The organism is Sinomicrobium weinanense (assembly GCF_018863395.1).
GTDB classification, from domain to species: Bacteria; Bacteroidota; Bacteroidia; order Flavobacteriales; family Flavobacteriaceae; genus Sinomicrobium; species Sinomicrobium weinanense.
The window spans coordinates 419,717-446,638 of sequence record NZ_JAHKRR010000003.1; the positions used below are offsets into that span (position 1 = coordinate 419,717).

General features: G+C 46.9%; 23 protein-coding genes. 11 read left to right on the forward strand and 12 right to left on the reverse strand.

Going from position 1 to position 26,922, the window contains the following annotated elements; all coding sequences use genetic code 11:
* Nucleotides 1-21: 21 nt before the first annotated feature.
* The gene (locus tag KN811_RS11340) at nt 22-2,769 is read right to left on the reverse strand and encodes a TonB-dependent receptor (protein WP_187964624.1); all 2,748 of its coding nucleotides are present in this window, start codon (nt 2,767-2,769) and stop codon (nt 22-24) included.
* 217 nt (nt 2,770-2,986) lie between these two features.
* Between KN811_RS11340 and KN811_RS11345 the strand changes: the two genes are divergently transcribed.
* Nucleotides 2,987-4,027: an endonuclease/exonuclease/phosphatase family protein gene (locus KN811_RS11345; protein ID WP_216334824.1), complete on the forward strand. Its 1,041-nt coding sequence runs from the start codon at nt 2,987-2,989 to the stop codon at nt 4,025-4,027.
* Nucleotides 4,028-4,064: 37 nt separating this feature from the next.
* Here KN811_RS11345 and KN811_RS11350 read toward each other — a convergent pair whose 3' ends face one another.
* The 3 genes from KN811_RS11350 to KN811_RS11360 form a co-directional block, all read right to left on the reverse strand.
* Nucleotides 4,065-5,279: an efflux RND transporter periplasmic adaptor subunit gene (locus KN811_RS11350; protein ID WP_187965872.1), complete on the reverse strand. Its 1,215-nt coding sequence runs from the start codon at nt 5,277-5,279 to the stop codon at nt 4,065-4,067.
* Nucleotides 5,280-5,378: 99 nt separating this feature from the next.
* Nucleotides 5,379-9,806, reverse strand: a complete 4,428-nt coding sequence (locus KN811_RS11355) for a CusA/CzcA family heavy metal efflux RND transporter (RefSeq protein WP_187965873.1) — start codon at nt 9,804-9,806, stop codon at nt 5,379-5,381.
* A gap of 75 nt (nt 9,807-9,881) precedes the next feature.
* A complete protein-coding gene (locus tag KN811_RS11360) occupies nt 9,882-10,199 on the reverse strand; it encodes a DUF6660 family protein (RefSeq protein WP_187965874.1) in 318 nt (105 codons plus the stop codon).
* A gap of 148 nt (nt 10,200-10,347) precedes the next feature.
* On the opposite strand from KN811_RS11360, the gene KN811_RS11365 reads away from it, so the two are divergent.
* The 4 genes from KN811_RS11365 to hppD all read left to right on the forward strand — a co-directional run bounded on the left by KN811_RS11365 (nt 10,348) and on the right by hppD (nt 13,504).
* Nucleotides 10,348-10,554, forward strand: a complete 207-nt coding sequence (locus KN811_RS11365; protein ID WP_187965875.1) for a hypothetical protein — start codon at nt 10,348-10,350, stop codon at nt 10,552-10,554.
* Nucleotides 10,526-10,873, forward strand: a complete 348-nt coding sequence (locus KN811_RS11370; protein ID WP_247716486.1) for a type II toxin-antitoxin system RelE/ParE family toxin — start codon at nt 10,526-10,528, stop codon at nt 10,871-10,873. The genes KN811_RS11365 and KN811_RS11370 overlap by 29 nt, the downstream gene beginning before the upstream one ends.
* A gap of 200 nt (nt 10,874-11,073) precedes the next feature.
* Complete coding sequence (locus KN811_RS11375) at nt 11,074-12,231, forward strand: homogentisate 1,2-dioxygenase (RefSeq protein ID WP_187965876.1); 1,158 nt, start codon at nt 11,074-11,076, stop codon at nt 12,229-12,231.
* A 133-nt stretch (nt 12,232-12,364) separates the two neighbouring features.
* On the forward strand, nt 12,365-13,504 hold the full coding sequence (gene hppD / locus KN811_RS11380) for a 4-hydroxyphenylpyruvate dioxygenase (RefSeq protein WP_187965877.1): 1,140 nt from the start codon (nt 12,365-12,367) through the stop codon (nt 13,502-13,504).
* Nucleotides 13,505-13,588: 84 nt separating this feature from the next.
* Here hppD and KN811_RS11385 read toward each other — a convergent pair whose 3' ends face one another.
* The 3 genes from KN811_RS11385 to KN811_RS11395 all read right to left on the reverse strand — a co-directional run bounded on the left by KN811_RS11385 (nt 13,589) and on the right by KN811_RS11395 (nt 16,155).
* Nucleotides 13,589-13,867 carry a F0F1 ATP synthase subunit delta/epsilon gene (locus KN811_RS11385; protein ID WP_187965878.1) on the reverse strand — a complete coding sequence of 93 codons (279 nt, stop codon included), beginning with the start codon at nt 13,865-13,867 and terminating at the stop codon, nt 13,589-13,591.
* Between the two features lie 110 nt (nt 13,868-13,977).
* Nucleotides 13,978-15,486 (reverse strand): F0F1 ATP synthase subunit beta, encoded by a 1,509-nt coding sequence (gene atpD, locus KN811_RS11390; RefSeq protein WP_187965879.1) that lies wholly within the window; start codon nt 15,484-15,486, stop codon nt 13,978-13,980.
* Between the two features lie 207 nt (nt 15,487-15,693).
* Entirely contained in the window at nt 15,694-16,155 is a 462-nt protein-coding gene (locus KN811_RS11395) for a lipocalin family protein (RefSeq protein WP_187965880.1), read from the reverse strand.
* A 214-nt stretch (nt 16,156-16,369) separates the two neighbouring features.
* Between KN811_RS11395 and KN811_RS11400 the strand changes: the two genes are divergently transcribed.
* From KN811_RS11400 to KN811_RS11415, 4 genes are all read left to right on the forward strand, one after another.
* Nucleotides 16,370-16,792 carry an OsmC family protein gene (locus KN811_RS11400; RefSeq protein ID WP_187965881.1) on the forward strand — a complete coding sequence of 141 codons (423 nt, stop codon included), beginning with the start codon at nt 16,370-16,372 and terminating at the stop codon, nt 16,790-16,792.
* A gap of 14 nt (nt 16,793-16,806) precedes the next feature.
* Nucleotides 16,807-18,726 (forward strand): peptide-N-glycosidase F-related protein, encoded by a 1,920-nt coding sequence (locus KN811_RS11405; protein WP_187965882.1) that lies wholly within the window; start codon nt 16,807-16,809, stop codon nt 18,724-18,726.
* A 4-nt stretch (nt 18,727-18,730) separates the two neighbouring features.
* Nucleotides 18,731-20,434 carry a single-stranded-DNA-specific exonuclease RecJ gene (gene recJ / locus KN811_RS11410; RefSeq protein WP_187965883.1) on the forward strand — a complete coding sequence of 568 codons (1,704 nt, stop codon included), beginning with the start codon at nt 18,731-18,733 and terminating at the stop codon, nt 20,432-20,434.
* 529 nt (nt 20,435-20,963) lie between these two features.
* On the forward strand, nt 20,964-21,320 hold the full coding sequence (locus KN811_RS11415) for a hypothetical protein (RefSeq protein ID WP_187965884.1): 357 nt from the start codon (nt 20,964-20,966) through the stop codon (nt 21,318-21,320).
* Between the two features lie 64 nt (nt 21,321-21,384).
* On the opposite strand, the gene KN811_RS11420 is transcribed toward KN811_RS11415, so the two are convergent.
* Both KN811_RS11420 and KN811_RS11425 read right to left on the reverse strand, forming a co-directional pair.
* Nucleotides 21,385-22,149: a metallophosphoesterase gene (locus KN811_RS11420; RefSeq protein WP_187965906.1), complete on the reverse strand. Its 765-nt coding sequence runs from the start codon at nt 22,147-22,149 to the stop codon at nt 21,385-21,387.
* A gap of 176 nt (nt 22,150-22,325) precedes the next feature.
* Nucleotides 22,326-22,778 (reverse strand): 6-pyruvoyl trahydropterin synthase family protein, encoded by a 453-nt coding sequence (locus KN811_RS11425; protein ID WP_187965885.1) that lies wholly within the window; start codon nt 22,776-22,778, stop codon nt 22,326-22,328.
* Between the two features lie 184 nt (nt 22,779-22,962).
* Here KN811_RS11425 and KN811_RS11430 point away from each other — a divergent pair, with 184 nt between their 5' ends.
* Nucleotides 22,963-23,604 carry a 2OG-Fe(II) oxygenase gene (locus tag KN811_RS11430; protein ID WP_187965886.1) on the forward strand — a complete coding sequence of 214 codons (642 nt, stop codon included), beginning with the start codon at nt 22,963-22,965 and terminating at the stop codon, nt 23,602-23,604.
* Between the two features lies 1 nt (nt 23,605).
* On the opposite strand, the gene murI is transcribed toward KN811_RS11430, so the two are convergent.
* Nucleotides 23,606-24,382, reverse strand: a complete 777-nt coding sequence (murI, locus tag KN811_RS11435; RefSeq protein WP_187965887.1) for a glutamate racemase — start codon at nt 24,380-24,382, stop codon at nt 23,606-23,608.
* A gap of 207 nt (nt 24,383-24,589) precedes the next feature.
* Between murI and KN811_RS11440 the strand changes: the two genes are divergently transcribed.
* Entirely contained in the window at nt 24,590-24,751 is a 162-nt protein-coding gene (locus tag KN811_RS11440; RefSeq protein WP_187965888.1) for a hypothetical protein, read from the forward strand.
* Nucleotide 24,752: 1 nt separating this feature from the next.
* Here the strand turns inward: KN811_RS11440 and mgtE are convergent, their stop codons facing one another.
* Both mgtE and rsmA read right to left on the reverse strand, forming a co-directional pair.
* Nucleotides 24,753-26,108: a magnesium transporter gene (mgtE, locus tag KN811_RS11445; protein ID WP_187965889.1), complete on the reverse strand. Its 1,356-nt coding sequence runs from the start codon at nt 26,106-26,108 to the stop codon at nt 24,753-24,755.
* Nucleotides 26,095-26,907 (reverse strand): 16S rRNA (adenine(1518)-N(6)/adenine(1519)-N(6))-dimethyltransferase RsmA, encoded by an 813-nt coding sequence (rsmA, locus tag KN811_RS11450; RefSeq protein ID WP_187965907.1) that lies wholly within the window; start codon nt 26,905-26,907, stop codon nt 26,095-26,097. The genes mgtE and rsmA overlap by 14 nt, the downstream gene beginning before the upstream one ends.
* Nucleotides 26,908-26,922 lie beyond the last annotated feature (15 nt).

Genomic DNA, 26,922 nt, shown 5'->3' on the forward strand with positions numbered 1-26,922 from the left:
TATTCGCTTAACTTTTTCATTTTAAAAACTAACTGCGATATTCAAAAAGTAAGTCCTTCCGAAACCATACCAGTATTTCGGACCAAAAGAAGGCATTCCCCGGGCCATGTCTGAAGATAATTGTCCGAAATTGCCGTTACGGCTTTGTTCGTAGCCCCCGGTCCGGTATACCTGGTCGAACACATTGTTTACGCTGATAAAAACGCCTATATACTTGCCGTCGATCAGCCATGATTTTCCCCCGGTGAGGTTCAGCAGGTAAAAATTGTCGAGTTTTTCCTGTTTTAGTAAAGCGGCCACGGCATCTTCTGTTGCTCCTGGAAAAGGTTCGCCCGTATCGGGATCTGTATAAAAACTGTCGGTACGGGTAATGATGGATATATCCGCATAATTCTCCGCGAGATGGTTTGCGGTCATCCCCACCCACCAATAGCCGGGATCCCTGTATTCTATTCCGAAGGAATAAGCCTGTTGCGGTCCAGTGGCCAAATTGTAATCCTTTATGGAAGTCTCTCCGAGATTGAGGAACCCTTCAGGGTTTATAAGGTCTTCTTCCCTTCCTGCCGTATCGAAGTTGATAGCAACGTCTGCATTGCCAGTATAAGTGAATTCCCCATAGGCCGCTACGGCGCTGAGCTTCACTTCCGGAGAGGCCTGATATGATATTCCCAGTTCCCCGCCCAGGTGTCGTTTTTCAATGCCTGTCACTGTTTCCTGCACAAAATCGCTCCCCACTCCTGCATCTACATAAAAGAAGTTCACATCGGTCACATCCCCGAACCGGGTGTAATAGCCGTTCAGTTTTACCTTCAGTTCAGGAAATCGCAAGAGATAAGAGACTTCTCCGGAGGCCATAGTTTCGGAAGTGATCCCTTTTACGGCCTCATTGTTTTCCCTTGGGTTTACAAAAGCGTTTTGAAGAGTGGGCGCCCGTGAGATATAGCCCCCATTGACATGAACGATATGCCTTCCGGTTATGTAATAACCTATTCCTCCTTTCACTGCGTAATCGGAAAACCGGAGCTCCTTACTTTTTCCCAGTGAATTCTCTCCAAAGCGTTCATTCAGAAAATGCCCCTCTCTTTGATAACGGGTCAATCCCAGGCTCCCTGCCAGGAAGGCTTTCCATTTTTTACGCCCGGCCTTTAACTGCACAAAACCTTGTGCGTGTCCGGCATTTATGGTGTAGTCATAATTGAATTTATCTCCTTTGTGCTTTGCGGGATCACCGTTCAGGTCGTTCGCCGTATCGGTAAACGGGTCTTTATCTTCGTGATATTCACCGCCGAGCAGGTCCCTGATATATGCGTAGTTTTCCGAAGTGAGTGTCCTGTAAGTGGCTCCGGCATCTACAGTTACCGAACTGCTTAAACGTATATTGGCCGTGGTATTGAGTGTAAGCTGCGTATCACGGGCAGTATCGTCATACAGGATATAGGCACTTTTGCCTTCCTGAAAAGGATTTGTATTGGCAAGGTAGAGCGTATTCCAGTCTATTTGCGGATTTTCCCTAAAACCTTCCCGGGCCAGGTTGGCGCTTTCAAAGTTGGCACCTGACGGACTGTTGATGTAAAACCCCGGTAAATAACGATAATACACCGGGTCGGGATTGGGAGCATTATAATAGCCCAGCCTGCCCCTGCTGTATTTTCCCGATTGCCACGCCGCTCCTGCGGATAAGCGGAAATTGCTCCCTTCGTAAAAGTAAGACAACACTGCCATGGGTTCTTCTATACGTCGTTCCCTGGAATTCCTGATCTTCCCGTCCTGCTTTCCCCAATAGGGGTTGTACGTTCTCCCTGCCAGTTCAAACACTTCTTCGGTGACCGCAGCCGAACTGCCCCGTCGGTTCGGAGCAAAGATGCCCATAAGTTGGATGCTGTTTTTGTCGTTAAACTTGTATTCCACCGCACCAAAAAGGGACCAGGCGTCATACAGGGTCCCGTCCATATAGGCTTCCTCTGCCCATCGGCGGGAAGCCGAAACACTATAAGCCAGCCCGTTTTTACCCAGCCCTGAGCTATATGTAGCCATAAACCGGCCATTGTAGAACCGGTTGGATGCCGAGGCTGATACCCGGAGGCCCGGCCTGTATTCCGAGGCTCTCATACTGATATTGGTACTTCCCATCACTCCGCCAAAATGATAGGGAGAGGCAGATAGTCCGAAAGAGAGTTCCTGGTTTCTCGTCACATCATTCAATCCTCCCCAGTTATTCCATTGTGGCCTGCCGTTGAATATTTTGTTCATGGGGATGCCGTTTATCATCACGATCCCTTCCCTGGAATCATATCCTCTTACCTTAAAAAAGGCCTGACTCAGATCAAAGGCGGCCCTTTGCAGGTAAACATCCCTGGCGGCCTGCAATATCCCGGAAGCCACATCCGCTCCACTTTCATCATCGGCCAGATCGTTTTCGGTTATGATTATGGGGTTTTCCGAAAGGCCCCGGGCCATGTCCGGTTCCATGAAGATATCCCCCAGGTATACATTTGCGCTGTCTGTGATCGCCACCGGAAGTGTTTTGGAAAGGTATCCGTCGGCGCTTATATGTAAATAAATATGTCCCGGAGACAACCCGCTGAGGGCAAATTTACCGGTGGTTCCGCTACGCTGCCTTAGTGCGGTTCCTTCGATCCGGATATTGACGCCCTTCAGCGGGGCCCGGGTATGCAGATCCATAACCCTGCCTGTGATCTTCGGAAGGGTTTGAGCGAAACTATAATGTATGTAGGGTAAAAGAAAAAACAGAAGTAATTTTTGTTTCATATATACCGGTTTAAGAAGGGATCAGTATTTAAAATATCTATTATATAGTTTTACACCCCGAAATAAAAAGGGTCCCAATTTTCCGGAATAAAATTTTTCTATAATTGTGGGAACCCCTGAAAATAGTACCCTCGGTACGTTTTAAAATTTTTATACCCTTTTCTTATGGCAAATACTTCGTTATATTTCTCCTGATTTCAGCCAATAACTTTCCCCGATGATAAAATATATCCTTCTCTGCTTTCTGATGTATATCATCCCCCGTTCCATCCCGGCACAAAAGAGGTATTCCGTAAAGACCATTGCTTTCTACAATGTGGAAAATCTTTTCGATACCATTCACAGTTCCGACAGTGATAAAGAAAGAACCCCTTCAGGCTCCTACAAATGGACCTCAGAACGTTATATGGACAAAACAACGAAACTGGCCCGGGTTATTTCCCGAATAGGGATGGAGACTACGGGTACTGCACCGGACATCGTGGGCCTGGCCGAGATAGAGAACGGTATCATACTCCGCGACCTGATCAATGACAAAGCTCTGAGAGCATACAACTACGGTATTGTCCATTTCGATTCCCCGGATCACAGGGGGATTGACGTAGCCTTTTTGTACAAGAGAAGTACTTTTACCCCTATTCACTTTAAAAACATTCCGCTGAAAATACATAATGAAGAAGGGTACAGGATATATACCAGGGACCAGCTATTGGTAACGGGCATTCTCGACGGAGAACCATTCCATTTTATCGTAAACCACTGGCCTTCCCGCTACGGCGGTGAGAAAAGAAGCAGGCCAAACCGGCTGGCAGCGGCAGAACTCAACAAACAGCTCATCGATTCCCTGCAATTGCACAATCCGGGAGCAAAGATCGTAAGCATGGGAGACCTGAACGACGACCCTTCGGATGCAAGCCTGAAAAAGACCCTGAAAGCCCGGGGAAAGAAATCCGAAACAGGTCCGGGAGAGCTTTTTAACCCCATGGAAGAAATGGCCTCAAAAGGGCTGGGCACCCTGGCACACAGGGATCGATGGCATTTGTTTGACCAGATCTTCTTTACCGCAGAACTCCTGGATGAAAATAAGTCGTCATACCGGTACTGGAAAGCCGGTATTTTCAACAAACACTACCTCATTACGCCTTCCGGCCCGTATAAGGGCTACCCGTTAAGAAGTTATACCAACGGACGGTATTCCGGCGGGTACAGCGATCATTTCCCGGTCTACATCTACCTTGTAAAGCAGGTAAATCCGTAGCAAAGGAAGCCGAAAAGCTCCTTTTTGTATTGGTGGATCAATGTGAATGTTCTGTTTCCCCTTTTTTCATTTCGGCCAGTAGATAATAAGCTCCTTCGGTAACGACCCCGACATTTTCAGGCAGGGAATCCAATGATTTCACTTCTATCCAACCATCCGTAATTGACCCGGTTATCACTTCAGTCCTGGTAAAAACCCAGGGGTGTTCTCCGGTATCTTTTGTGTTTTCGCGTTTGATAAAAACATACGTCTTTCCTTCGTCCTCTACAACAGCCTGTTCGGGCAGGGCGGTGGTTTTTACATTTTTCACGGCTATAACGCCCTCCACGAACATTCCGGGGACAAAGGGCTCCTTGTCTCCATCCAACCCGGCGTGCATACGGACTGCGCGGATAGTATTTTCATAATTCTTGCCGATCTCCGTGATGGTCCCTTCCACGGGGTTATCCCTGTTATTGGCAATATAGAGGGTCACTTTCTGGCCTTCTTTTACTTTCCCCAGGTCCTTTTCATACACCAGGAGATCGGCATGAATATTCTCCTTGTTGATGATACGAAAAAGCTGGCTCCCGGTGGTTATTCGCTGCCCGATGGTTCCTCCTATCTCACGGACATAACCGTTTATGGGCGAAATGATGGGGAGGGCATTATAGGTTTTCCCGTTTATAATAGCCTCAGGATTCACTTTGAGTAAACGCAGCTTGGCTTTTATGCTTTCCAGTCTCGCTTTAACCACATTGTATTCTGAAGTTGTCTTTTGATAGCTTTTTCCGGATGCCACCTCGTTTTCATACAGCTTTTGTTGCCGTTCAAATTCCTGTTTCAAATACTGAAACTCACTGTACAACTGCTTTAGCTCCGCCTGCAGATCTATAAACGAAGGATCTTCGATATAAGCCAGCAACTGTCCTTTCTTTACTTTTTCTCCCGGCTTAACGAACAAGCGGCTTATATTCCCGTCCATAAAGGTACCCACGGTCGCTTCGTCCTGCGGGTAGAGCTCCAGTTCCCCGGTTACTTTCAGGGTGCCGTCCAGGTTCACTTTTTCAAGATCTCCCAGTTTTATATTTATAGCATCCCATTGCTGCTGGGTAAGGGTTACTGTATTTTCTTCAGAATGATCTTTTTCATTCTTCTCTTCGGAGGTCACAGCCTTCTGTTTCCCGGATTTTTTTTCAGTTCCGGTATTACCGCAACCCGTAATATATATCGCTATTGCGATCAGGGTTGTTATTCGGATTATTTTTTCCATTTGTCTGATGTTTTATTTCGTTTTTCTTTTGAGGGGTGCACGACCCCCAAATCTATTTCCACGTTTGAGACGCACGGCCGTGCGTCCCTACTAGCAGGTTTATTTTATATGATTGACGATCGAATCGGGTTCCAGCAGGTATTTTAATTGTATGACCGTTGCGTTGTATTTCTGCAACCGTTCCAGATAGGCATTTTGAATGTCTTTTGCATTGTCCAGGTTCTGGATAAAGGACACATAATCAATCTCTCCTTCCCGGTAACTCAGGTTGGCTGCTTCGACCTGCTCCAGGGCCAGCGGCAACAATTGTTCCCGGTACAGGCGTACGGTAGCGCTTAGCTTATCGTAATCGTTCTGCAGTGTATTTATCATTGTTTGCAGGCTTATTTGCTGTTGGCGCACATTTTCCCCGGCCATTTCCGTCCGTATCTTCGCCGCTTTGGCCTTTGCTCCCTGGTTCCAGAAAAACAGCGGGACGGACAGGCCGAGATTCCAGGAATAAAAACCGTTTTGCCCGGCGATCTCCTGCCATCCGTAACTGGCGTTGAATTTGGGGAGAAAACCTGCTTTTTCTGCACGCCAGGCAGATTTCCGGGTTGCTGTTTCCTTACGTGCAACCTCCAGTAACGGGTGGTTCTCTATCCTGGACCTATCCGGATCCCATACCTGCTGTTCCGGTATCAGGACCTCAACGTCTTCCACTTCAAAAGGCCCATCGGCAAGGATCCATTGACCAAGTTCGTTAAGCCTCTTTTTATAATCGTTCGCCGCCTCGATCTTCCTGGCCACAATGGTTCCGTACTGCCCTTCGGCAGCGAGGAATTCCAGTTTGGTGGTGGCTTCGGTCTCGTAACGGAGTTTCGCCGCCTGTAAAAAATTGTTGTAAATACTGTCCAGTTGCACTGCAAGCCTTAGCTTTTCCCTTGCGTTAACGGTATTGTAATACGCATTATACACCCGGAAGGCCAGGTCGAGCCTGGTAAGCTCAAGACGTTCGGTCTCTTCGGCCACACGAGCCTTATTGAGTGATGATCTGGCAACGGTACCGAAAATATCGATATTACTCTGGCCGAGGGTTAGTGTATTCCTCACCCTGTCCGGGCCGCCGTATTCCTCTCCCCCGGTACTGATATTGGTCATGCCGGGGTCAAATGCAGTGGATTTCAGTGCTTTTTGTTCGTCCACAGCCAGTTCCGCCTGCTTTATTCCGGGATATTTTTCCAGGGCTATGGAAACGGCAGTATCCAGCGAAATGACTTTTGGTGATTGCTGGGCCTGTATGTTTCCCGAAAGGAAAAACAAAAGCATTATTCCAAGCCCTGGTATTATATTCCTGGTTTTCATTGTTATTTGTTGTTTTTTCGATTTTCGAACTTCCATGATGTAGTACAGCACAGGAACCACAATGAGTGTGAGCAATGTGGCGGTTACAAGCCCACCTATGACCACAGTAGCCAGGGGCCGCTGTACTTCTGCCCCGGCAGATGAAGAAACTGCCATCGGCAAAAAACCGAGCACATCGGTCAGGGCGGTGAGGATAATGGGGCGCAACCGCTCGCGCGTACCTCTTATGATACGTTCCCTGATATCAGTAACGCCTTCTTCCTCCAAACTGTTAAAACGGCTGACGAGCACCAGCCCGTTGAGCACGGCCACCCCGAAAAGCACAATAAAGCCCACTCCTGCAGATATACTGAAAGGCATCCCCCGCATCCATAAGGACAATATCCCTCCAATGGCAGCCAGAGGTACGGCCATATAGATCATTACGGTTTGTGGCAGGGACTTCAGGGCAAAATAGAGCAGGATAAATATCATGGCCAGGGCAATGGGCACCACAACCTGCAACCGGCCCCGGGCACGTTGCAGATTTTCAAAAGCCCCGCCGTATTTGATATAATATCCCGGCGGCAGGTTCAGCTCCGCATCCAGTTTTTCCTGTATATCCTCAACCAGCGACTGTACATCCCTGCCCCTTACGTTGACCCCGACCGAGACCCTTCGCGAAGTATTGTCGCGGCTTATCTGCATCGGGCCGGGTTTATAATCGATCCGGGCAACTTCCTCTATGGGGATCTGCCCCCCCGAAGGCAGGTCTACAAACAGGTTCCTGAGGTTGTTGATATCTTTCCGGAATTTTTCGTCAAACCGGACTACGAGGTCAAAACGTTTTTCACCTTCAAAAACCACTCCTGCGGAACGGCCGGCAAAGGCCGTACTGACATAGGTGTTCAGTTTTTCCACGGTAAGCCCGTACTTGGCCATTTTCTGCCGGTTGTAGGTTACGGTCATCTGTGGCAGGCCGGAAGTGGCTTCCGGACGCACATCGCCCACACCGTCTATGCCCCGGATGATCCCTGCCATTTGTTCTGCCTTTTCGGCCAGGACCCCGAGATCTTCTCCATACAGTTTTACCGCAATATCTTCCCTTACCCCGGTGAGCAGTTCATTAAACCGCAATTCCACCGGCTGCGTAAAGACCGTGTTGATCCCCGGAATGGTCTCTATGGCTTCTTTGATCTTTTCGATTAGTTCTTCCTTGGTATCTGCCGAGGTCCAGCGCAACTTATCCTTTTCCAGGGTAATGATACAATCGGCTATATCCATCGGCATGGGGTCGGTGGGAATATCAGCCACCCCAATACGGGATACCATTGTCTTTACCTCGGGGAAAGAGGTCACTATTTTTTCCACCTTTGTCGTTGTGGCTATACTTTCGGAAAGCGAGCTTCCGGGGCGAAGCAGTACCTGTACAGCCATGTCTCCTTCGTCCAGCTTAGGGAGGAACTCACCGCCCATCCGGCTGAAAACGAAAAGGGAAATGCCGAGAAGCCCAACGGCCGAGATGACCACTGCATATTTGAATTTCAGTGCTTTTTTTAATATCGGTTGATATATATTTTGACACCATACGATAATACGATCTCCCAGATTTTTTATTCCTTTTTCAAACCTCCCAAAGTTTCTCCTGAGCCAGGCAAAAGAACCTGTGTTTCCCTTCGATGGTTTTAAAAGCAACGCCGACATGGCCGGCACATAGGTAAGGCAAAGTACAATGGCCCCGATCATGGCAAAACCAAAGGTATAGGCCATGGGTTGGAACATCTTTCCTTCCACGCCGGTGAGGAACAAAATGGGAGTGAATACGATAAGGATAATCAACTGGCCGAAAAAGGCAGAGTTCATCATTTTGCTGCCGGAAGTATAGGCGATCTCGTCCATTTCCTGCCGGGTGAAGGACTGTTTTTTGACACCGAGCCTCTTTTCTACAAAATGAACAGTCCCCTCGACGATGATCACCGCTCCGTCCACAATGATCCCGAAATCTATGGCACCGAGTGACATGAGGTTGGCCCATACACCAGAGACCTTCATCAGGATAAGAGCGACAAAGAGCGACAACGGGATGACCGAGGCTACCAGGAGCCCCCCGCGGAAACTCCCCAGTAGCAGGACCAGCACAAAAATGACAATAAGGGCACCTTCTACCAGGTTTTTTGTCACGGTATCTGTCGTTCGCTTTATAAGGTCGCTCCGGTCTATAAAAGGTTCGATCACGAGCCCTTCGGGGAGGGATTTTTCTATTTCCTCAACTCTTTCCTTTACATTTTGAATGACCTTATTGGAGTTTTCGCCTTTTAACAACAGTACCATTCCCCCCACAGCTTCACCTTCGCCGTCCCGGGTAACGGCCCCGTAGCGTACCTGGCTGCCGAAACGGACATCTTCCGCCACCGATCCGATAAGTACAGGCTGCCCACCCACGGTCTTAATGACAATATTCCTGATATCATCCAGTGACTTTACCAATCCTTCGCCCCTGATAAAGTTGGCCATGTGGTTCTTTTCGATATAGGCTCCCCCAGTATTGGCATTGTTCTGTTCCAGGGCATCGAAAACCTCGTGTATGGATACTCCCGCACTGTTTAGCCGTGCAGGGTTTAGGGTCACTTCATATTGCCTGATATTTCCGCCAAAGGAGTTTACCTCCACCACTCCGGGCAACAGGGCCATCTGCCTTTTTACGATCCAGTCCTGAACGGTGCGCAGTTCAACCGGGGAATATTGATCTTCATAACCCTCCAGGGGTTTCACGGTATATTGATATATTTCCCCCAGGCCTGTGGTGATCGGTCCCATAACGGGCTCACCGAAACCAGCGGGTATGTCTTCCCTGATCTCAGACAATTTTTCACTTACCAGCTGCCTGGGCAGGTAAGTGCCCATATCGTCGGCAAACACCACGGTCACCACAGAAAGGCCGAAACGCGACACCGATCGTATCTCTTCCACTTCCGGAAGGTTAGAGACCGCAAGCTCTACGGTATAGGTTACGAATTGTTCAATATCTTCCGTGCCCAGATTAGGGGCTACGGTAATGATCTGTACCTGGTTATTGGTAATGTCCGGTACAGAGTCGAGGTTAATGGTCTTTACGGCATACCATCCACCACCAACAATGGCTATGACCATTAAAAACACTATGATCTTGTTTTTAATGGAAAAGCCGATGATCTTATCAATCATACGGTTATAATTTGGTTTAACATCAATGAAATACCTATCCCGCATCGACCAGCGGAATACGGCGAATAAAAAATGTTAAACCAATTGTGGTGGCTCTAAAAAGGAATGGTGATATCTTCTCGGAGAAGAATTGTGAAGGGGAAAATTGTCGGCAAAATTCTCCCTTATTTCAAAAGAAGTATAAACCGGTATATCGTCTACGGAAATAACGACCCCGCAACAGGTACAGGTGCAAAAAGGAGTGCATTCCATATGCGAAACAGGATGATCCATATCGGCATGCGATTCCGTAAAGGCCATATCATGAGGATCTGTACGGGCCGTATCTGCACACGGAGTTACGGCCAGTCCCAGCACATAAACGCTCAACAATATGGTCAATATTCTTCGCACAGTATACGGTTTTCAGAACAAAAGTACATTTTTATACGCTGAAACTTATAAAAGGTTTCTTAAAATAAATGTTAAGACAAGCAGGAATGTTTGAATCCGGTGTACCCGACTGGCAAAATTTTTGTTTATCTTTGTGTAAAACAGACCTATGAAAATCTTATTAGATATAAAAGACAATAAGGCTCTGCATTTATTGGAAGTGCTGAAAGGCTTGTCCTATGTAAAAACTAAACAACTCACGGATAGCAAAGCACAACTAATGAGTGAAGTGAGGGAGGCTGTTGAAGAGATGAAACTTATCCGGGAGGGAAAAAAGAAAGCTCGTGATGCCGAAGAATTTCTCAATGAGTTATAGTGTCAAATCCATACAAATATTTGAAAAGCAAGCCAAAAGGCTCATTAAAAAATATCCTTCTCTAAAACTCGAATTACTTACACTTATTCACCAATTAAAAGAAAGTCCGGAACAGGGCACCCCCATTGGAAGAAGTTGTTATAAAATCCGTTTGGCTATTAAATCAAAAGGAAAGGGAAAATCAGGCGGCGCAAGAATAATCACTAATGTAATTGTTCATGAAGATACTGTTTATTTACTCTCCATTTATGATAAATCAGCTAAAGATAACCTGACCGATAAAGAGCTTGATGAACTATTGCAATCCCTTCCCGGGTGAGTAATAATCAATTCTCTACGTATTCCTGATTTTACAAAATCATAAATTTTAAACTCCGCAAATATTTTCCGATATTTGTATATTATGAACTCAATATGGCAAGGTTTATTGACATATTTGCAATACCTCATTAAACGGAGTCCGGAATGAGGCAGGTTGACTTTTGTGTTTTAAAAAAAGTTTAACCTAAAAACAATATCATGCCATTCTACCACAAACTGGGAAAAATACCTCCCAAGCGACATACCATCTTCCGGAAACCGGACGGTAGCCTGTATTACGAGCAGCTGTTCGGCACTGTGGGTTTTGACGGGATGTCTTCTAACAGCTATCACGAACACCGCCCTACACAAGTAAGGGAGATCAGGGGATCTGTGGATGTCAGCCCGAAAATAGCGGTGGAGAACAACATCAAATCTTATCGTTTTCACGGGTTTAAGACCCGGCCCGAAGACGATTATCTGAAAAGCAGGAAAACCGTGCTTACCAACAGCGATTGCAGCATTATCCTTGCCGCACCGAAACAGTCTACAAAAGACTATTTCTACAAAAACGCCGATGCAGACGAACTCATCTTTATCCACAAAGGCAGCGGAAAACTGAGGACACACCTGGGCAATCTCGATTTTAAATACGGGGATTACCTATTGATCCCGAGGGGAACCATTTATAAAATAGATTTCAGTTCGGAAGACAACCGCCTGTTTATCGTGGAATCGCACCGGCCCATTTACACGCCCAAAAAATATCGTAACTGGTTCGGGCAGCTCCTCGAGCATTCGCCCTTTTGCGAACGCGACATACGTCAGCCGCAGGAGCTGGAAACCCACAACGAAAAAGGTGATTTCCTGATAAAGATCAAGAAGAAAAATGAGATTTTCGACATGGTCTATGCCACACATCCTTTTGATGTAGTAGGCTATGACGGGTTTAATTACCCCTATGCGTTCTCCATCCACGATTTCGAGCCGATAACGGGGCGTATCCATCAACCGCCGCCCGTTCACCAGACGTTCGAAACCGATGCTTTTGTAGTGTGCAGCTTTGTCCCGAGATTATACGATTATCACCCGGATAGTATCCCGGCGCCATACAATCACAGCAATATAGACAGCGACGAGGTACTCTATTATGTGGACGGCGATTTTATGAGCCGGAATGACATAGCCGCAGGACATATTTCCCTGCATCCCTCAGGAATTCCCCATGGCCCGCACCCCGGAGCGGTAGAACGCAGTATCGGCAAGGAAAAGACCGATGAACTGGCCGTTATGGTAGATACTTTTAAGCCGCTGATGCTCACAAAAGACGCCATGGAGATCGCGGATGAGTCTTACCATAAATCGTGGCTGAAATAATTTGATAATTACTGACTATTCACTGATTCATTCATTGAATAGCGAGCCGCACGACCTTGCGACTCTACCGTGTTTTTCAACACATTATCAAATTATCTTCATGAACTAAAATAATTCTCAAATTAAAAAGAAAATGAAAACTGACAATACATCCTTACATTTGGAAAAAACAGTTCCCCAGGCCGAAGATTTCTTACCGATACTCGGAACGGATTATGTAGAACTCTATGTGGGCAATGCCAAACAGGCTGCACACTATTATCAGACTGCCTGGGGCTTTCAGCCCGTAGCCTATGCCGGACTGGAAACCGGGATCAGGGACCGGGTATCTTATGTGCTGCAACAGGATAAAATACGCCTGGTGCTTACCTCCCCCTTACAATCCGGGGGAGATATCAACCGCCACATCGATGCCCATGGCGATGGCGTAAAAGTAGTTGCCCTCTGGGTAGACGACGCTACTAAAAGCTACGAAGAAACCACCAAACGCGGAGCTCAAAGCTATATGGAACCGAAAAAAGTAGAAGACGAGCATGGTGAAGTAGTGCTTTCCGGCATTCATACCTATGGCGAAACCGTACATATCTTTGTAGAGCGCAAAAACTATAACGGGGTCTTTATGCCCGGGTTCAAACCCTGGAACACCACCTATAAACCGGAACCTACGGGCCTGAAATATATAGACCACATGGTGGGCAACGTAGGCTGGAACGAAATGAACAAATGGTGTGAATTCTACGCTAAGGTCATGGGCTTTGCACAACTGGTCTCCTTTGACGACAAAGACATATCTACGGAATACACCGCCCTGATGAGCAAGGTGATGAGCAATGGTAACGGCCGGATCAAATTTCCCATCAACGAACCAGCGGAAGGACGGAAAAAGTCACAGATTGAAGAATATATCGATTTTTACAACGGGGCAGGCGTCCAGCATATCGCCGTAGCCACCGACAATATCATTGAAACCGTAGCGCAACTGAGAGACCGGGGCGTGGAGTTCCTTCACGTACCGGAAACCTATTACGAAACTGTGCTCGACCGGGTCGGTGAAATAGATGAAGACCTCGAACCTCTCAAGGAGCTCGGCGTTCTGATAGACCGAGACGATGAAGGCTACCTCCTCCAGATATTTACCAAACCCGTGCTGGACAGGCCCACGATGTTCTTTGAGATCATTCAGCGAAAAGGGGCACAGTCCTTCGGAAAAGGGAATTTCAAAGCCCTGTTTGAAGCTATTGAAAGAGAGCAGGAATCACGTGGGACTTTATAAATCCCGCCTTAAAGCATGATAAAACCCACAAAAAAGCCCCTGAATCTAACATCCAGGGGCTTTTATTTATTATTTGACAAAGGGTCAGTCCGCCAGGACGATCACCTTGTTTCCTTTCATTTCGATAGTACCGGAACTGATAGACAGTAAAGTTTCGTTCTTTTCTCCTTTGGAAAATTTGTCCTGAAACTCTTCCTCTATCTCCACATCGCCGTATATCTTTACATTCCCTTTTCCGAGAAGCGACACTATGGGCGCGTGATCCTTTAACATCTGAAACTCTCCGTTCACTCCCGGAACAGCGACCGATGTCACTTCTCCGCTAAACAAGGTGGCTTCAGGGGATACTATTTCTAAATACATTACTTTGATTTCTTAGTTTCTTCGGTTCCTGAGCGGAGTCGAAGGATCAGTTTATGATTTATAGTTTGTCATCGCAGCATTGCACTGCAAAAGCACAAACAACAAACATCTTAGGCTTCTGCCAGCATTTTTTCTCCGGCTTCGATAGCTTCTTCTATGGTCCCTTTCAGGTTAAAGGCAGCTTCGGGAAGGTGATCGAGCTCACCGTCCATGATCATATTAAAGCCTTTGATGGTGTCTTTGATATCTACCAATACTCCGGGGATACCGGTAAACTGTTCTGCCACGTGGAACGGTTGCGAAAGGAATCGCTGTACTCTCCTTGCACGGCCTACCGCCAGTTTATCCTCTTCAGAAAGTTCTTCCATACCGAGGATGGCAATAATATCCTGGAGTTCTTTATAGCGTTGCAACAGCTCTTTGACACGCTGTGCACAGCCGTAATGCTCTTTTCCGAGAATTTCCGGGGTAAGGATCCTCGAAGTGGAATCCAGCGGATCCACTGCCGGGTAAATACCCAGCTCGGCGATCTTACGAGACAATACGGTTGTAGCATCGAGGTGAGCAAAGGTTGTAGCCGGCGCGGGGTCGGTCAGGTCATCCGCAGGTACGTAAACCGCCTGTACAGATGTAATCGATCCTTTTTTGGTAGAGGTAATACGCTCCTGCATGGCTCCCATTTCCGTTGCCAGTGTAGGTTGGTATCCCACCGCCGAAGGCATACGTCCAAGAAGTGCAGACACCTCAGAACCTGCCTGGGTAAACCGGAAGATGTTATCTACGAAGAAAAGTACGTCTTTTCCCTGTGCGTCTCCTGCTCCGTCACGGAAGTACTCCGCAATGGTCAGACCGGACAAAGCTACCCTGGCACGTGCCCCGGGAGGCTCGTTCATCTGTCCGAATACGAAAGTGGCTTTGGATTCTTTCATAGTGGCTTTATCCACCTTATTGAGATCCCATCCGCCTTCTTCCATAGAATGGAGGAAATCGTCTCCGTATTTAATAATACCGGATTCCAGCATTTCCCGAAGAAGGTCATTCCCTTCACGGGTCCTTTCACCAACCCCGGCAAATACAGACAGTCCTCCGTGCCCTTTGGCAATATTGTTTATCAGTTCCTGGATCAATACCGTTTTTCCTACACCTGCACCACCGAACAGACCGATTTTTCCACCTTTGGCATAAGGTTCGATCAGGTCAATTACCTTGATCCCGGTAAACAGGACTTCGGTAGATGTAGACAGGTCTTCGAATTTCGGTGCTTCCCTGTGAATGGGCAGCCCCTTGTCTCCTGCTTTCGGCAAGTTCCCCAAACCGTCGATAGCATCACCTATTACATTGAAGAGACGGCCGTAAACCTCCTCTCCGATAGGCATTTGTATCGGGGCTCCGGTAGCCACTACTTCAACTCCCCGGCTCAGACCGTCTGTAGAGTCCATAGAGATTGTCCTTACGGTATCTTCTCCGATATGCGACTGAACTTCCAGAACGAGTATGGAACCATTTTCCCGGGTAATTTCCAGGGAATCGTAAATTTTCGGGAGCTCGGCATCCGCAGCAAACGCCACATCCACTACCGGACCAATGATTTGTGCAACTTTACCTGTAACTTTCGACATTACTTAAATCTTTAATGTATAGCTTTTTATAGACTCAAAAATAACCTTGCCGGCTTCTCGGCCACAACGGGTACCTTCCTGCTTTAACAAGATTTTTTTTCGCGGTGCAAAGATATATTTTTTGTATAGATATGGAAATAGTTTTTGTATGTTTTTTTGTGAAAAATTTAACTCCGGTAAATTTTTACCTCCCGGATTTACACCACATTACATTTTATCGTACTTCATCGTTGTTACTTCCCGGTATACAGAACCTCCTTCGGCATCTACTTCATCCTCCACCGTGGTCAATGTCCCACCGGAAATGGTATAAGCCACCCTGACCACATCTTCCGAATCGCTATCTCCCTTATACACCAGGATGATCTCACCTCCGTCCAGCGAATAGGTCCCCGTATAAGTCCCCTCTTCTGTCCCGTTACCTTCCCTGAAGTAGTGCACGAAGGTACCGTCTTCACGAAACCTCATCTCTACCACATTATTTTCATCGTAAACGGTTTTAACTTCACTCACCGTTTCCCCGTCCCGGTAACGGATAAAATGATAGCTTTTTGCATCCCACACACCTGCTACGGCTTCTTCCGGAGATGCCGAATCGTCATCGCTGCTGCACGCTGTAAAGGCAAAACCTGTAATAAACAAAACCAACAATAATGATATTTTTTTCATAGTGATATTTTATTTTTCACAAAAATAGCCAAAATCACAGAGGGCTTTCCTTCATTCTGATAACTTTAACAAGAGGGGCTATCCGGTATTCGGTGGTCAGTAATCAGTATAGAACACAAATACCGATTACCGAACACCACCCCACCCGGAACATTCCTTTTTTCCTGATTAAAATCGTACTTTTGAGGGCTACAAACTCTTAAAAAAACAGATTATGACCAATCACGTCACAACTAAATGGCTGGGCAACATGGCTTTTGAATCCGACAACCCTTCGGGCACTACCCTGCGGATAGACGCTAGCCCGGAAGACGGGGGAGAAGGCAATGGCCTGCGCCCCAAAGCACTTATGCTTTCGTCCGTAGCCGGATGTTCAGGACTGGATGTTGCCTCCCTGATAAAAAAGATGAAACTCGAAGTCGATGATTTTGTCATAGAGATCGACGCCGAACTGACGGAAGAACACCCGAAATACTATCACACCGTGACCATAGAATATCACTTTCACGGCAAAAACCTGGACGAGAAAAAACTGCAAAGGGTGGTAGACCTGTCCGTAGAGAAATACTGCGGGGTCATGGAAATGTTCCGTCACTTTGCCAAAACAGACATTAAAACGTTCTTTCACAACAACTAGGACTTTACCTATCTATGAAGCACCTCCTGTTTATCGCCCTTTTTTGCGCAGGGCTTGGCGGAAAGTTGTTCGCACAACAAAAACAACACGTTATATCACATCACAAGGAAACCGTGGTCACAGACCCTTCCAAAGGCGCCAACAGCTATGAACGATGGGCGGTTTTTCCCGGCAAGGACGAGGATATCCGTTCTGTCCTGCTCCGCCTCACTTTCGAATGCCCTGACGGTATGCGTTGTGCTGACTGGGACTACCTGGACCACGTCATCGTCAAAAAAACGGGAGGACAGCAGGGCGACACCCTGAATTACGAAATAGCCCGTATGCTTACGCCCTATGGGGGAAGGTTCCAAAACGACTGGAAGTTCGAATGGAAGGTAGATGTCTCTGATTTCAGCAGCATCCTCCGGGACAGTGTCCTCGTAGACTACGTACATACGGGATATGAAGACAACAAGACCCGGGGCTGGAAAGTAACGGTCGATTTTGAGATCACCCGCGGTACTCCCGTGTCAGACCCGGTAGCTATTCACAAGGTCTATGACGGCATCTACGATTACGGAAACGCGGACAACCCGATAGAAGAGCATCTCAAGCCCGTTACACTGAAGGCCCATGCACAAACGGCCTTTGCCAGGGTTAAGCTGCACCACACCGGGCATGGCATGGACAAGAACGGATGTGGCGAATTTTGCGATAAATACCGGGATATTAAATGGAACGGCAAGCTTATAAACAGGAAGAACATATGGATGCAATGCGGGGAAAACCCCTTGTATCCGCAGGCAGGGACCTGGATCTTCGATCGCGCCAACTGGTGCCCTGGCTACCTCCTGCAACCCGACGAATACCTGGTATCTCTTAATGGCCGGGCAGATTACACCCTGGATGTGGACATGGAGCCCTACACCACGGATAACCCAAGCGCCGAAGAACACATTACGGCCTATGTCATCGAATACGGAAAAATACGCGCTAAAAACGATGTTGCCCTCACAGATATCATCGCCCCTTCGGACAACCCCGTACACGGGCGGAAGAACCCCACAGGCCGCCTGGCCGTGATCCGGGTGAAAAACAACGGGGAAAACCCGCTAAAAAAGATGACCATTAAATACCATATCGAGGACGAAAAACCCAAAACCTTCAAGTGGCAGGGAAGTATCCCGTTTGGGGAAACAGCCGTGATATCCCTTCCGGAAGTGGTTTTCAGCGTTAAAGAATCGGCCGTTTTTCACGTAGAACTCAAAAGGCCCAACGGAAAGAAAGACGCCTTTGCCGGAGACAATAAAAAGAGCTCCCGCTACCGAAGGCCAGACATACTTCCGCAGAATGTTGTGGTCTATTTCAAAACCAATAATAAACCAGGACAAAATACCTATAATATAACAGACAGTTTTGGCAAGGTACTCTTTCAAAGGGACAGCACCTCCCTTAAACCCAATACCATTTACCGGGACACCGTGGCGCTGAGCGAAGGCAGTTATACTTTTAATGTGGAAGACAATGCCGGCAACGGATTGGAATTCTGGTATCACACCAAAGACGGCCGGGGCGAAGTAAAACTGCTGGACACCCTGGGACAGGCCATTAAACAGTTCAAATCGGATTTCGGAAGCAGTATAATCTATAATTTTGCGGTAAAGAAAGGAATACCATACCACACAGACCCGGCCCCATCCATTACCGTCTTCCCCGCACGGACCGACGGCCCGGTTACACTCGATTACTTTGCCAACGAGGCGGAAGAAGTAAAAGTGATCATTACAGAACAGGAAAACGAAGATCATATCCTCGAAGAACACCATTATACCGGGTTGCGCAGGGGAAGTTTTACATACGACCTTTCTTACCTGCCAAAGATGCGGTGCTATATCAAGGTATTTGTAAAAGGCAGGGAAATTTTTAAAAACAGGATAAGGCTAAAGGAATAACCGTATGCGCTGGACCATTAAACCACATCCGGACCCGGAAAGAACAAAGCAACTGGCCTCTGAGCTGGGAGTGGACGAAATCATCGGCTCCCTCCTTCTGCAACGGGGTATTGAGACTTTCGAAGATGCAAAATATTTTTTCCGCCCGTCACTCGATCACCTTCACGACCCCTTCCTGATGAAGGATATGGACAAGGCAGTGCATCGAATAGAAGAAGCCATCAGCCGGAACGAGAACATCCTGGTCTACGGCGACTATGATGTGGATGGTACTACGGCCGTAGCACTTCTGTCTTCCTACCTCCGGGACCTTTATCCGAATGTAGCTACTTATATACCAGACCGCTACGAAGAAGGTTACGGCGTCTCTTTTCAGGGTATTGATTTTGCTTCCGACAATGACATCAGCCTTATTATTGCACTGGACTGTGGTATCAAGGCCATAGACAAAATAAAATACGCCCGGGAGAAAGAAATAGAATTCATTGTCTGTGACCACCACCGTCCGGGGAACTCCCTTCCGGACGCCGTGGCCGTATTGGACCCTAAGCGGGAAGATTGCAACTATCCGTATGATGAGCTCTGCGGATGTGGTGTAGGGTTCAAACTCATCCAGGCATTGGCCTCCCGCCGCGGACAAACCATAAAAGACCTCATCCCTTATCTCGATCTCGTAGCCACTGCCATCGGCGCAGACATTGTTCCCATCACGGGCGAAAACCGGGTACTGGCCCACTACGGGCTCAGACAGATCAATTCCGAACCAAGGGCGGGTATACGGGCTATAACACACACGCTTCAAAAACAACAGCTTAGTATTACGGACGTGGTGTTTATCATCGCTCCCCGTATCAACGCAGCCGGACGTATGAAACACGGCCTGCATGCGGTCAACCTCCTTACCGAAACCGATTTTGACACTGCAGTGAAATTTGCCAGTGAGATTGAGACGTTTAATTCGGACAGGAAAATGCTCGATCAGCAGATCACCGAAGAAGCCCTGCAACAGATCACGGAACAAAAAGAACAGGAAAATTTTACCACCGTGGTATATAACGAAACCTGGCATAAGGGAGTCATAGGCATTGTGGCCTCCAGGCTTACGGAAACCTACTACCGCCCAACGCTGGTCTTTACCCGTACCGGGAACAAGCTGGCCGCTTCTGCACGTTCTGTCAGGGGTTTTGACGTTTATAATGCCCTGGAGAACTGCTCGCATTGTATTGAACAGTTTGGCGGGCACAAGTATGCTGCCGGACTGACCCTACACCCGGAACAGTACGATGAGTTCAAGCAAAAATTCGAAGAAGTGGTTTCCTCTACCATAGACAAAAAACTGCTCACCCCGGAGATCACCGTAGATACTGAAATAGACTTCGATCAGATCACATCGAAGTTCTACCGCATATTAAAACAGTTTGCCCCTTTCGGCCCGGGTAACCCGGCTCCTGTCTTTCTCTCCCGAAACCTCAGGGATACCGGTTATGGCCGGGGTGTGGGCGAAGGAGAAAAACACCTCAAAGTAGCGGTTACACAAAACAACTCCCGGGCATTCGGAGGCATCGGCTTTGGCCTGGGGGACAAAAAGGAGGTTATCCGGGATAAAAAACCCTTCAGTGCAGTCTACTCCATAGAAGAAAACCACTGGAACGGCAACGTGAGTTTACAATTAAGGCTTCGGGATATAAAACCCGGCGACCTCGTGTAATTAACGATCAAATTGTAGCCTGAAAATACCTTTATTACTATATGAACAATATTGCTCAATTGAATTAAACAATTTTATCTGTTTGTTATTGATGATTCGTTAAAATTTTTGTTATTGGAAATAAACCAATGTTTTAACAAATTTCAAAAGCTCCCCTCTTCATCTGAAGAGGGGTGGACCACCTCTGGTGGGTCGGGGAGTTTGACCCAGCCCAAGCCTCGGGATTTAAACTCTAACATTTGTGTTTCATCAATGGTTTGGGCTTTCTAACCTTCCACTCCCGATCTCTGATCGGGACCACCTCCCTTCATCACAAGAGAGGAGTCCTGTTAGTCTTAACCAAGGTCAAATGTAAAAACAAAAAACTTCCTGCAATAACCCACTCCCGGATTTTTATCACTGCATGAATGTTGCTAGTAAATAAATTATATCTTATTTAGATTAAATAAAAATAATTGTATATTTGTAGGTGAAGGCCATCCCTTTACGCCGGCCGGAAGAATCAGAAAAGAAATGAAAACCTACAATTATGAACGAAATATATTGTATTTACCGCAACGATATAGGTATCGCTTTTCAATGGAAAACGGATCTTGCAAAGAACAACTCCAAGAAATTACAGATCGTCTTCCGGGACATGGGGTTTTACCTTTTGCCTGAAGAGGTCTCGGATTTTTACAATTGCGTATGCAGTGCCAGGGAATTTGAACGCTGTGCAGGTTGTTCCCACAACAAGGAATACCGCTCCATTCTGTTGCGCACTCCTGCAAACCAGGTAGACCTGGCCGTAAATACCTATGAACTTCAGCAAATAGAAGACCTTATTGAAGGAACACTGTTCCAGTTACGGCTGGACAGCTACCTGAACCAATTGTGCGGGAACTAAGTACGAAATACGAAGTTAGAGGTACCAAGTTAGAAGTATAAACCCTGAATTCTGAATGTATGTCTTAAATCTTTTTGCCGTACTCTTTGAGATGTAATGTTTCCCCGTCAAAAATGCCGTAGGTATAATAGTTTATCCAATCGCCCAGGTTAATATAGGTCGAATTGTCATTCAGCCGGAAATCTATGGGCAGGTGGCGGTGCCCGAAGACAAAATAGTCGTAGTGCCTTGTTTCCAGCTTTCGCCGGGCATACTGTATGAGCCATTCGTTATCTTCGCCCAGGAATTTTACATCCTCATCGCCCGAGATCGCCTTGTTTTTTACAGACAGGTATTGTGCCAGTTTTACACCGAGGTCGGGATGCAGCCATCGAAAAAACCATTTGCCCACCGGGTTGGTAAACACTTTTTTCATGCGCTTATACCCTTTGTCCCCGGGCCCCAGGCCATCCCCGTGCCCTATAAAAAAGCGCTTCCCGTTCAGGCTAAACTCCCTGGGTTTATGAAAGACCGGGATATTCAGCTCTTCTTCGAAGTAACCGTTCATCCACAGGTCGTGGTTCCCTACAAAATAGTATACCGGGATACCGTTGTCCGTGATTTCCGCCAGTTTTCCGAGGGTTCGGCTAAATCCTTTCGGAATAACGGTTTTGTATTCAAACCAGAAATCAAAAAGGTCGCCCAGCAGAAATATGGCGGCCGCATCCTCCTTTACCTCATCGAGCCATTGTACGAATTTCTTTTCCCGGGGCAGGCTTTCCTCGCTGGTAGGCGCTCCGAGGTGATTGTCGGAGGCGAAGTATATTTTTTTTCCTTTGGGTAAATCTATGTCTGTGGAATCAATGTTCAAGATTCAAGGTTTAAGGTTACAGGTTATAGTTTCAACTTCCCGGTTCCTGAGCACTTCGACTGTGCTCAGTATAAACTAAAGTCGAAGGGAGCCGAGGACAATTTCAGCCAATCTACTCCAATTCTCTCCTTCTCCCAATCTCCTTGCCTCCCAGTCTACCCATTATCCCCTGCATACCACTCAGCAAAGGATGTCTCGGTTTCCTGGAGTTTAAGAGAATGCAATGCTATTCCCTCTGGCAATCTGGCCTTTATCTTTTCGGAGAAATCGAGTACCATATTTTCACTGGTGGGCTGATAATCCACCAGCAGGACATTGTGTCCCCGTTTTTTCAGTTCTTCCGCAAGCTCCACATGGGGGGTGTTCCTGTTAAATACGGTAGCATGGTCAAACTTGTCTACGATCTCTTCCTTTACGATCTTTTTCAGGTCGCCAAAATCTATGACCATTCCCAGCTTTACATGCGAACTGTCGGTAATAGGTTTCCCGATTACGGTAACCGCAAGTTTGTAGCTGTGCCCGTGTACATTCCGGCATTTACCGTCATAACCGTAAAGGGCATGACCGGTTTCAAAATTAAACAGTTTTGTCAGGCGAATATTGCTCATTACTACTACGGATAACTTATACTTTATTCCCTGCAAAGATAACTAAATTCGGTGACCGATATCCGGTATTCGGTAAATGGTGGCCGAGGGTGTTACTCATCACCGAACACCGATCATCTTTTTTCACCTGTTGTATTGTAAATTTGTATAAATTTGCCCGCTTTTTATTTATATATTGATAGCAGTGAACGAACTGTTTGAGCAACTGGATTTTACAGAAGATCCGTGCTACGAAAAAATAATTGCTGACCTCCTGGAACGGCAATACAGTATTGTGGAGGACTTCTTTCCCGCCGGGGATGTCATAGCATTGCGCCATGCCCTGTTGGACAAATACGAAGAGGACCGGTTTAAAAAAGCGGCCATAGGGAACCGCGTCAATGAAGTTATTGAAAAAACGGTCCGTGGCGATTTTATCCTGTGGCTTAACGAAGCCTGTGCCAATACTGCCGAAGAACTCTTTTTCAGCAAGATCAATCACTTTGTATCTTATCTCAACAAGACCTGCTTTTTGGGAATATTACACAAGGAGTTCCACTATGCAATATATCCGAAGGGCACATTCTACAAAAGACATCTGGACACTTTTCAAAACGACGACCGCCGTAAGCTATCCATGGTCTTCTACCTGAACGAGGAAAACTGGCAACCCGAATACGGCGGCGAACTGGTACTGTACAAGGAAGAGCACGGAAAAGAATGCCCTGTGACCATTTATCCCTATCCCGGCAGAATGGTCATTTTTGAAAGCCAGGTCCTTGAGCACGAAGTAAGGCCTGTTGAAAGGGAACGCCTGAGCATTACCGGCTGGTTAAAGACCAGCTAGGCTATAACATCTGCCCTTTTAGTGTATCGGCCTGCAGGAGGTAATCCAGATATTTCCGGTAATACCCGGCCTCTGCCCTTTCTCCGGAAATATAATACTGTATTTCTTTTCCATCCGGGGAATTACAGATCTCTATTTTGGTCATCAGGTTATTTACAGTTCCCTCGTTACCGTCCAGGATGCACACCCGGTCCGGCACAAGTTTTCGTATCTGTTCCCTGAAAAAGATAAAATGGGTACATCCCAGGACTATGGAATCGTAATTATTCCAGTCGGGTTGCGATAACTTTTCTTTGAGATAGGCAGACACTTCCTGCCCGTTGAGTTTAAAATGCTCTGCGAACATCACCAGTTCCTGGAGGGACAGGTAATCTACCTTGTCGCCTGCATTGAGGTCACGCACCAGATTGTTGAGCTTTTCTTCTTTCAGGGTCAGGTCCGTAGCACATACCAGCACCTTGTGTTCCCTGCTGTTCTCCACAGCAGGTTTTACGGCCGGCTCCATACCTATGATGGGAAAATCGTATTTTTCCCTGAGTTCCGTTACGGCTGCACTGGTAGCTGTATTGCACGCCAGGACCAGGGCCTTTACCCCCTTTCCGGCCAGGAACTCTACGGCATCAAAAACCAGGTTCCTGATCTCTTTTTTTGTCCTGGTTCCGTAGGGCGCATTCCGGGCATCTCCGAAATAGATAAAACGCTCGCCGGGCATTTTCTTCATAGCCTCGTGCAATACGGTCAGCCCTCCTACTCCGGAATCGAAAAAAGCTATATGCATACTAAATATTCTTTTTGCCTTCCGGATATCATCCGGATCGCCTGTATTCACAAAGGTAACAAAATGCGCTTACCTTTTCCGAACCCCTCTATACCCCCGTATTGAATTGATGCATTTGACTTAACTTTTAATAAATATTCAAATAATCCCCTAATTTTAATATATTAGCAAAGCCATTGTGAAGACTTAACCCAAATTTTTATCATTATGGAAAAATACAGCCCCCAACTGATCGATGCACTGGCCAAAGAATTCAAGACCACCCCTCAAAGCATAGTGTATTGCCTGAACAACCAGGATATTTTTCCTTTTTTTGCCAGTGAATTAAGGCTGGAATGCAATTATTTGCAGCGAAAATGGAAGATCTGAATTAAAATCCGAGAATCAATTTGGCGATCAGAAAATAGATAAAAACGCCAAGGATGTCATTACTGGTCGTGATAAATGGTCCGGTGGAAACCGCCGGGTCCATACCTCTTTTATCCAGAAAAATAGGAATAAAAGTACCGATAAGTGCTGCATTGATGATCACGGTGATCAACGCAACACAAATAGTTACGGATATCAAATAGGGTGTATGGAAACCAAAATGGCTTATAAGAAAAACAATAGAAGAAATTCCGATGGCATTGATCAGGCCCAGTACAAATTCCTTAAGCAGCCGATGAAATATCTTTCCTTTAATAGTACCGTTGGCCAATCCTTGAACCACAATTGCAGATGATTGAATACCGACATTCCCGGCGGTGGATTGTATGAGCGGCACAAAAATAAGCAAAACCACATACTTTTCCATCGCAGTCTCAAACCCTTCGATGATACTCGCTGCCCCGAGTCCGCCAAACATTCCTATCAAAAGCCATGGCAGACGTGCTTTAGTAAGTTTCCAGACATTGTCATCGGCTTCCACATCCTGGGTAATACCTGCGGCCAGCTGATAGTCTTTTTCAGCCTCTTCCCGGATCACATCCACAATATCGTCTATGGTAATACGCCCTACCAGCCTTCCGGACTCGTCTACCACGGGAATGGCCTCAAGGTCGTACTTGGACATTACCCTGGCCACATCTTCGGCCTTGTCATTTACGATCACATAATCCACCTTGGGAATGTACACGTCCCGGATATGGGTCTTGGTAGACGTGGTAAGCAGGTCTTTGAGTGAGAGCCTTCCCTTTAGTTTCTCGTCATCATCCACCACATAGATGGAGTGTACCCGTGTTACGTGTTCTGCCTGCAGGCGCATTTCCTTGACACAGGTAAGTACATTCCAGTTTTCGTTCACCTTTACCAGCTCCTTGGCCATAAGCCCCCCGGCAGAATTCTCATCGTACCGGAGCAGTTCTACGATGTCTTTGGCGTGCTCCTTATCTTCGATATGAGATATAACCTCTTTCTTCCTTTCTTCAGAAAGCTCGGCTATGATGTCGGCCGCGTCGTCAGTGTCCAGCTCCAGCAGCTCATCGGCAATTTCCTGGGCAGAGAGGTTCTTCAGTATCCGTTCCCGGACATCATCGTCCAGTTCGGTGAGGGTATCGGAAGTTTTTTCGCTGTCCAGCAGCTTTATAAGGTAGGTGGCCTCTTCCAGGTTAAGCTCATTGATGATCTCGGCAATATCGGCATAGTGCAATTCATTGAGGATCTGCAACAGGGTGCTGTTGTTCCTTTCCTCAATGAGCTGTTCTATCTGCTCTAAGAGTTCATCGCTGAGTTTAAACGGAGTCATGCTCTATTTTTTGTGTTAACCGGATAAAATCCTGGACACTTAGCTGTTCCGGACGCTGGCCAAAGATAGTATCTTCTTTTAAAATATCGGACAATCCCAATGTTTTTAAACTGTTACGAAGGGTTTTCCTCCGCTGGCCAAATGCTGTTTTTACGACGTTAAAGAACAGCTTTTCATTACAGGGCAACCTGAAATCTTCTTTTCTTCGCAACCGCAACACCCCCGATTTTACTTTCGGCGGCGGGGTAAACACCTGTTCTGACACGGTAAACAGGTATTCGGCCTCATAAAATGCCTGTACCAGTACCGAAAGGATGCCGTATGCCTTGCTACCTTCCTTCTCACATACGCGTTCTGCTACTTCCTTCTGGAACATCCCGGAAAGTTCGGGTACCTGCTCCCGCATATCCAGCATTTTGAACAATATCTGGGAAGAGATATTGTACGGAAAATTGCCTATGATCGCAAAAGGCCCCTCCCTGAGTACCTGCCGGACATCGTATTTTAAAAAATCCTCGCTGATTATACGGCCGGACAGCCCGGGGTAGTGCTCTTCCAGGTAGGCTACGGATTCCGTATCGATCTCTACCACATAGGTCTGCACTTCCTTTTTCAACAGGTATTTGGTAAGCACTCCCATTCCGGGGCCTATTTCCAATATACTATCATATCCCTGTAAAGTGAGGCTATCGGCTATTTTCCCTGCGATGTTCTCATCATTCAGGAAATGCTGCCCCAGGTGTTTCTTGGGCCTTACTTTCTGTCCCCTCCCCGGCCCTCCCCCAAGGGGAGGAGGCATCTTTTCGGAATACAA

What these genes read in the sequence shown, in the direction of transcription:
- KN811_RS11340 (WP_187964624.1), bottom strand. Translation starts at nt 2,769, where the DNA reads ATGAAACAAAAATTACTTCTGTTTTTTCTTTTACCCTACATACATTAT.
- KN811_RS11345 (WP_216334824.1), top strand. Translation starts at nt 2,987, where the DNA reads ATGATAAAATATATCCTTCTCTGCTTTCTGATGTATATCATCCCCCGT.
- KN811_RS11350 (WP_187965872.1), bottom strand. Translation starts at nt 5,279, where the DNA reads ATGGAAAAAATAATCCGAATAACAACCCTGATCGCAATAGCGATATAT.
- KN811_RS11355 (WP_187965873.1), bottom strand. Translation starts at nt 9,806, where the DNA reads ATGATTGATAAGATCATCGGCTTTTCCATTAAAAACAAGATCATAGTG.
- KN811_RS11365 (WP_187965875.1), top strand. Translation starts at nt 10,348, where the DNA reads ATGAAAATCTTATTAGATATAAAAGACAATAAGGCTCTGCATTTATTG.
- KN811_RS11370 (WP_247716486.1), top strand. Translation starts at nt 10,526, where the DNA reads ATGCCGAAGAATTTCTCAATGAGTTATAGTGTCAAATCCATACAAATA.
- KN811_RS11375 (WP_187965876.1), top strand. Translation starts at nt 11,074, where the DNA reads ATGCCATTCTACCACAAACTGGGAAAAATACCTCCCAAGCGACATACC.
- hppD (WP_187965877.1), top strand. Translation starts at nt 12,365, where the DNA reads ATGAAAACTGACAATACATCCTTACATTTGGAAAAAACAGTTCCCCAG.
- KN811_RS11385 (WP_187965878.1), bottom strand. Translation starts at nt 13,867, where the DNA reads ATGTATTTAGAAATAGTATCCCCTGAAGCCACCTTGTTTAGCGGAGAA.
- atpD (WP_187965879.1), bottom strand. Translation starts at nt 15,486, where the DNA reads ATGTCGAAAGTTACAGGTAAAGTTGCACAAATCATTGGTCCGGTAGTG.
- KN811_RS11395 (WP_187965880.1), bottom strand. Translation starts at nt 16,155, where the DNA reads ATGAAAAAAATATCATTATTGTTGGTTTTGTTTATTACAGGTTTTGCC.
- KN811_RS11400 (WP_187965881.1), top strand. Translation starts at nt 16,370, where the DNA reads ATGACCAATCACGTCACAACTAAATGGCTGGGCAACATGGCTTTTGAA.
- KN811_RS11405 (WP_187965882.1), top strand. Translation starts at nt 16,807, where the DNA reads ATGAAGCACCTCCTGTTTATCGCCCTTTTTTGCGCAGGGCTTGGCGGA.
- recJ (WP_187965883.1), top strand. Translation starts at nt 18,731, where the DNA reads ATGCGCTGGACCATTAAACCACATCCGGACCCGGAAAGAACAAAGCAA.
- KN811_RS11415 (WP_187965884.1), top strand. Translation starts at nt 20,964, where the DNA reads ATGAACGAAATATATTGTATTTACCGCAACGATATAGGTATCGCTTTT.
- KN811_RS11425 (WP_187965885.1), bottom strand. Translation starts at nt 22,778, where the DNA reads ATGAGCAATATTCGCCTGACAAAACTGTTTAATTTTGAAACCGGTCAT.
- murI (WP_187965887.1), bottom strand. Translation starts at nt 24,382, where the DNA reads ATGCATATAGCTTTTTTCGATTCCGGAGTAGGAGGGCTGACCGTATTG.
- KN811_RS11440 (WP_187965888.1), top strand. Translation starts at nt 24,590, where the DNA reads ATGGAAAAATACAGCCCCCAACTGATCGATGCACTGGCCAAAGAATTC.
- mgtE (WP_187965889.1), bottom strand. Translation starts at nt 26,108, where the DNA reads ATGACTCCGTTTAAACTCAGCGATGAACTCTTAGAGCAGATAGAACAG.
- rsmA (WP_187965907.1), bottom strand. Translation starts at nt 26,907, where the DNA reads ATGCCTCCTCCCCTTGGGGGAGGGCCGGGGAGGGGACAGAAAGTAAGG.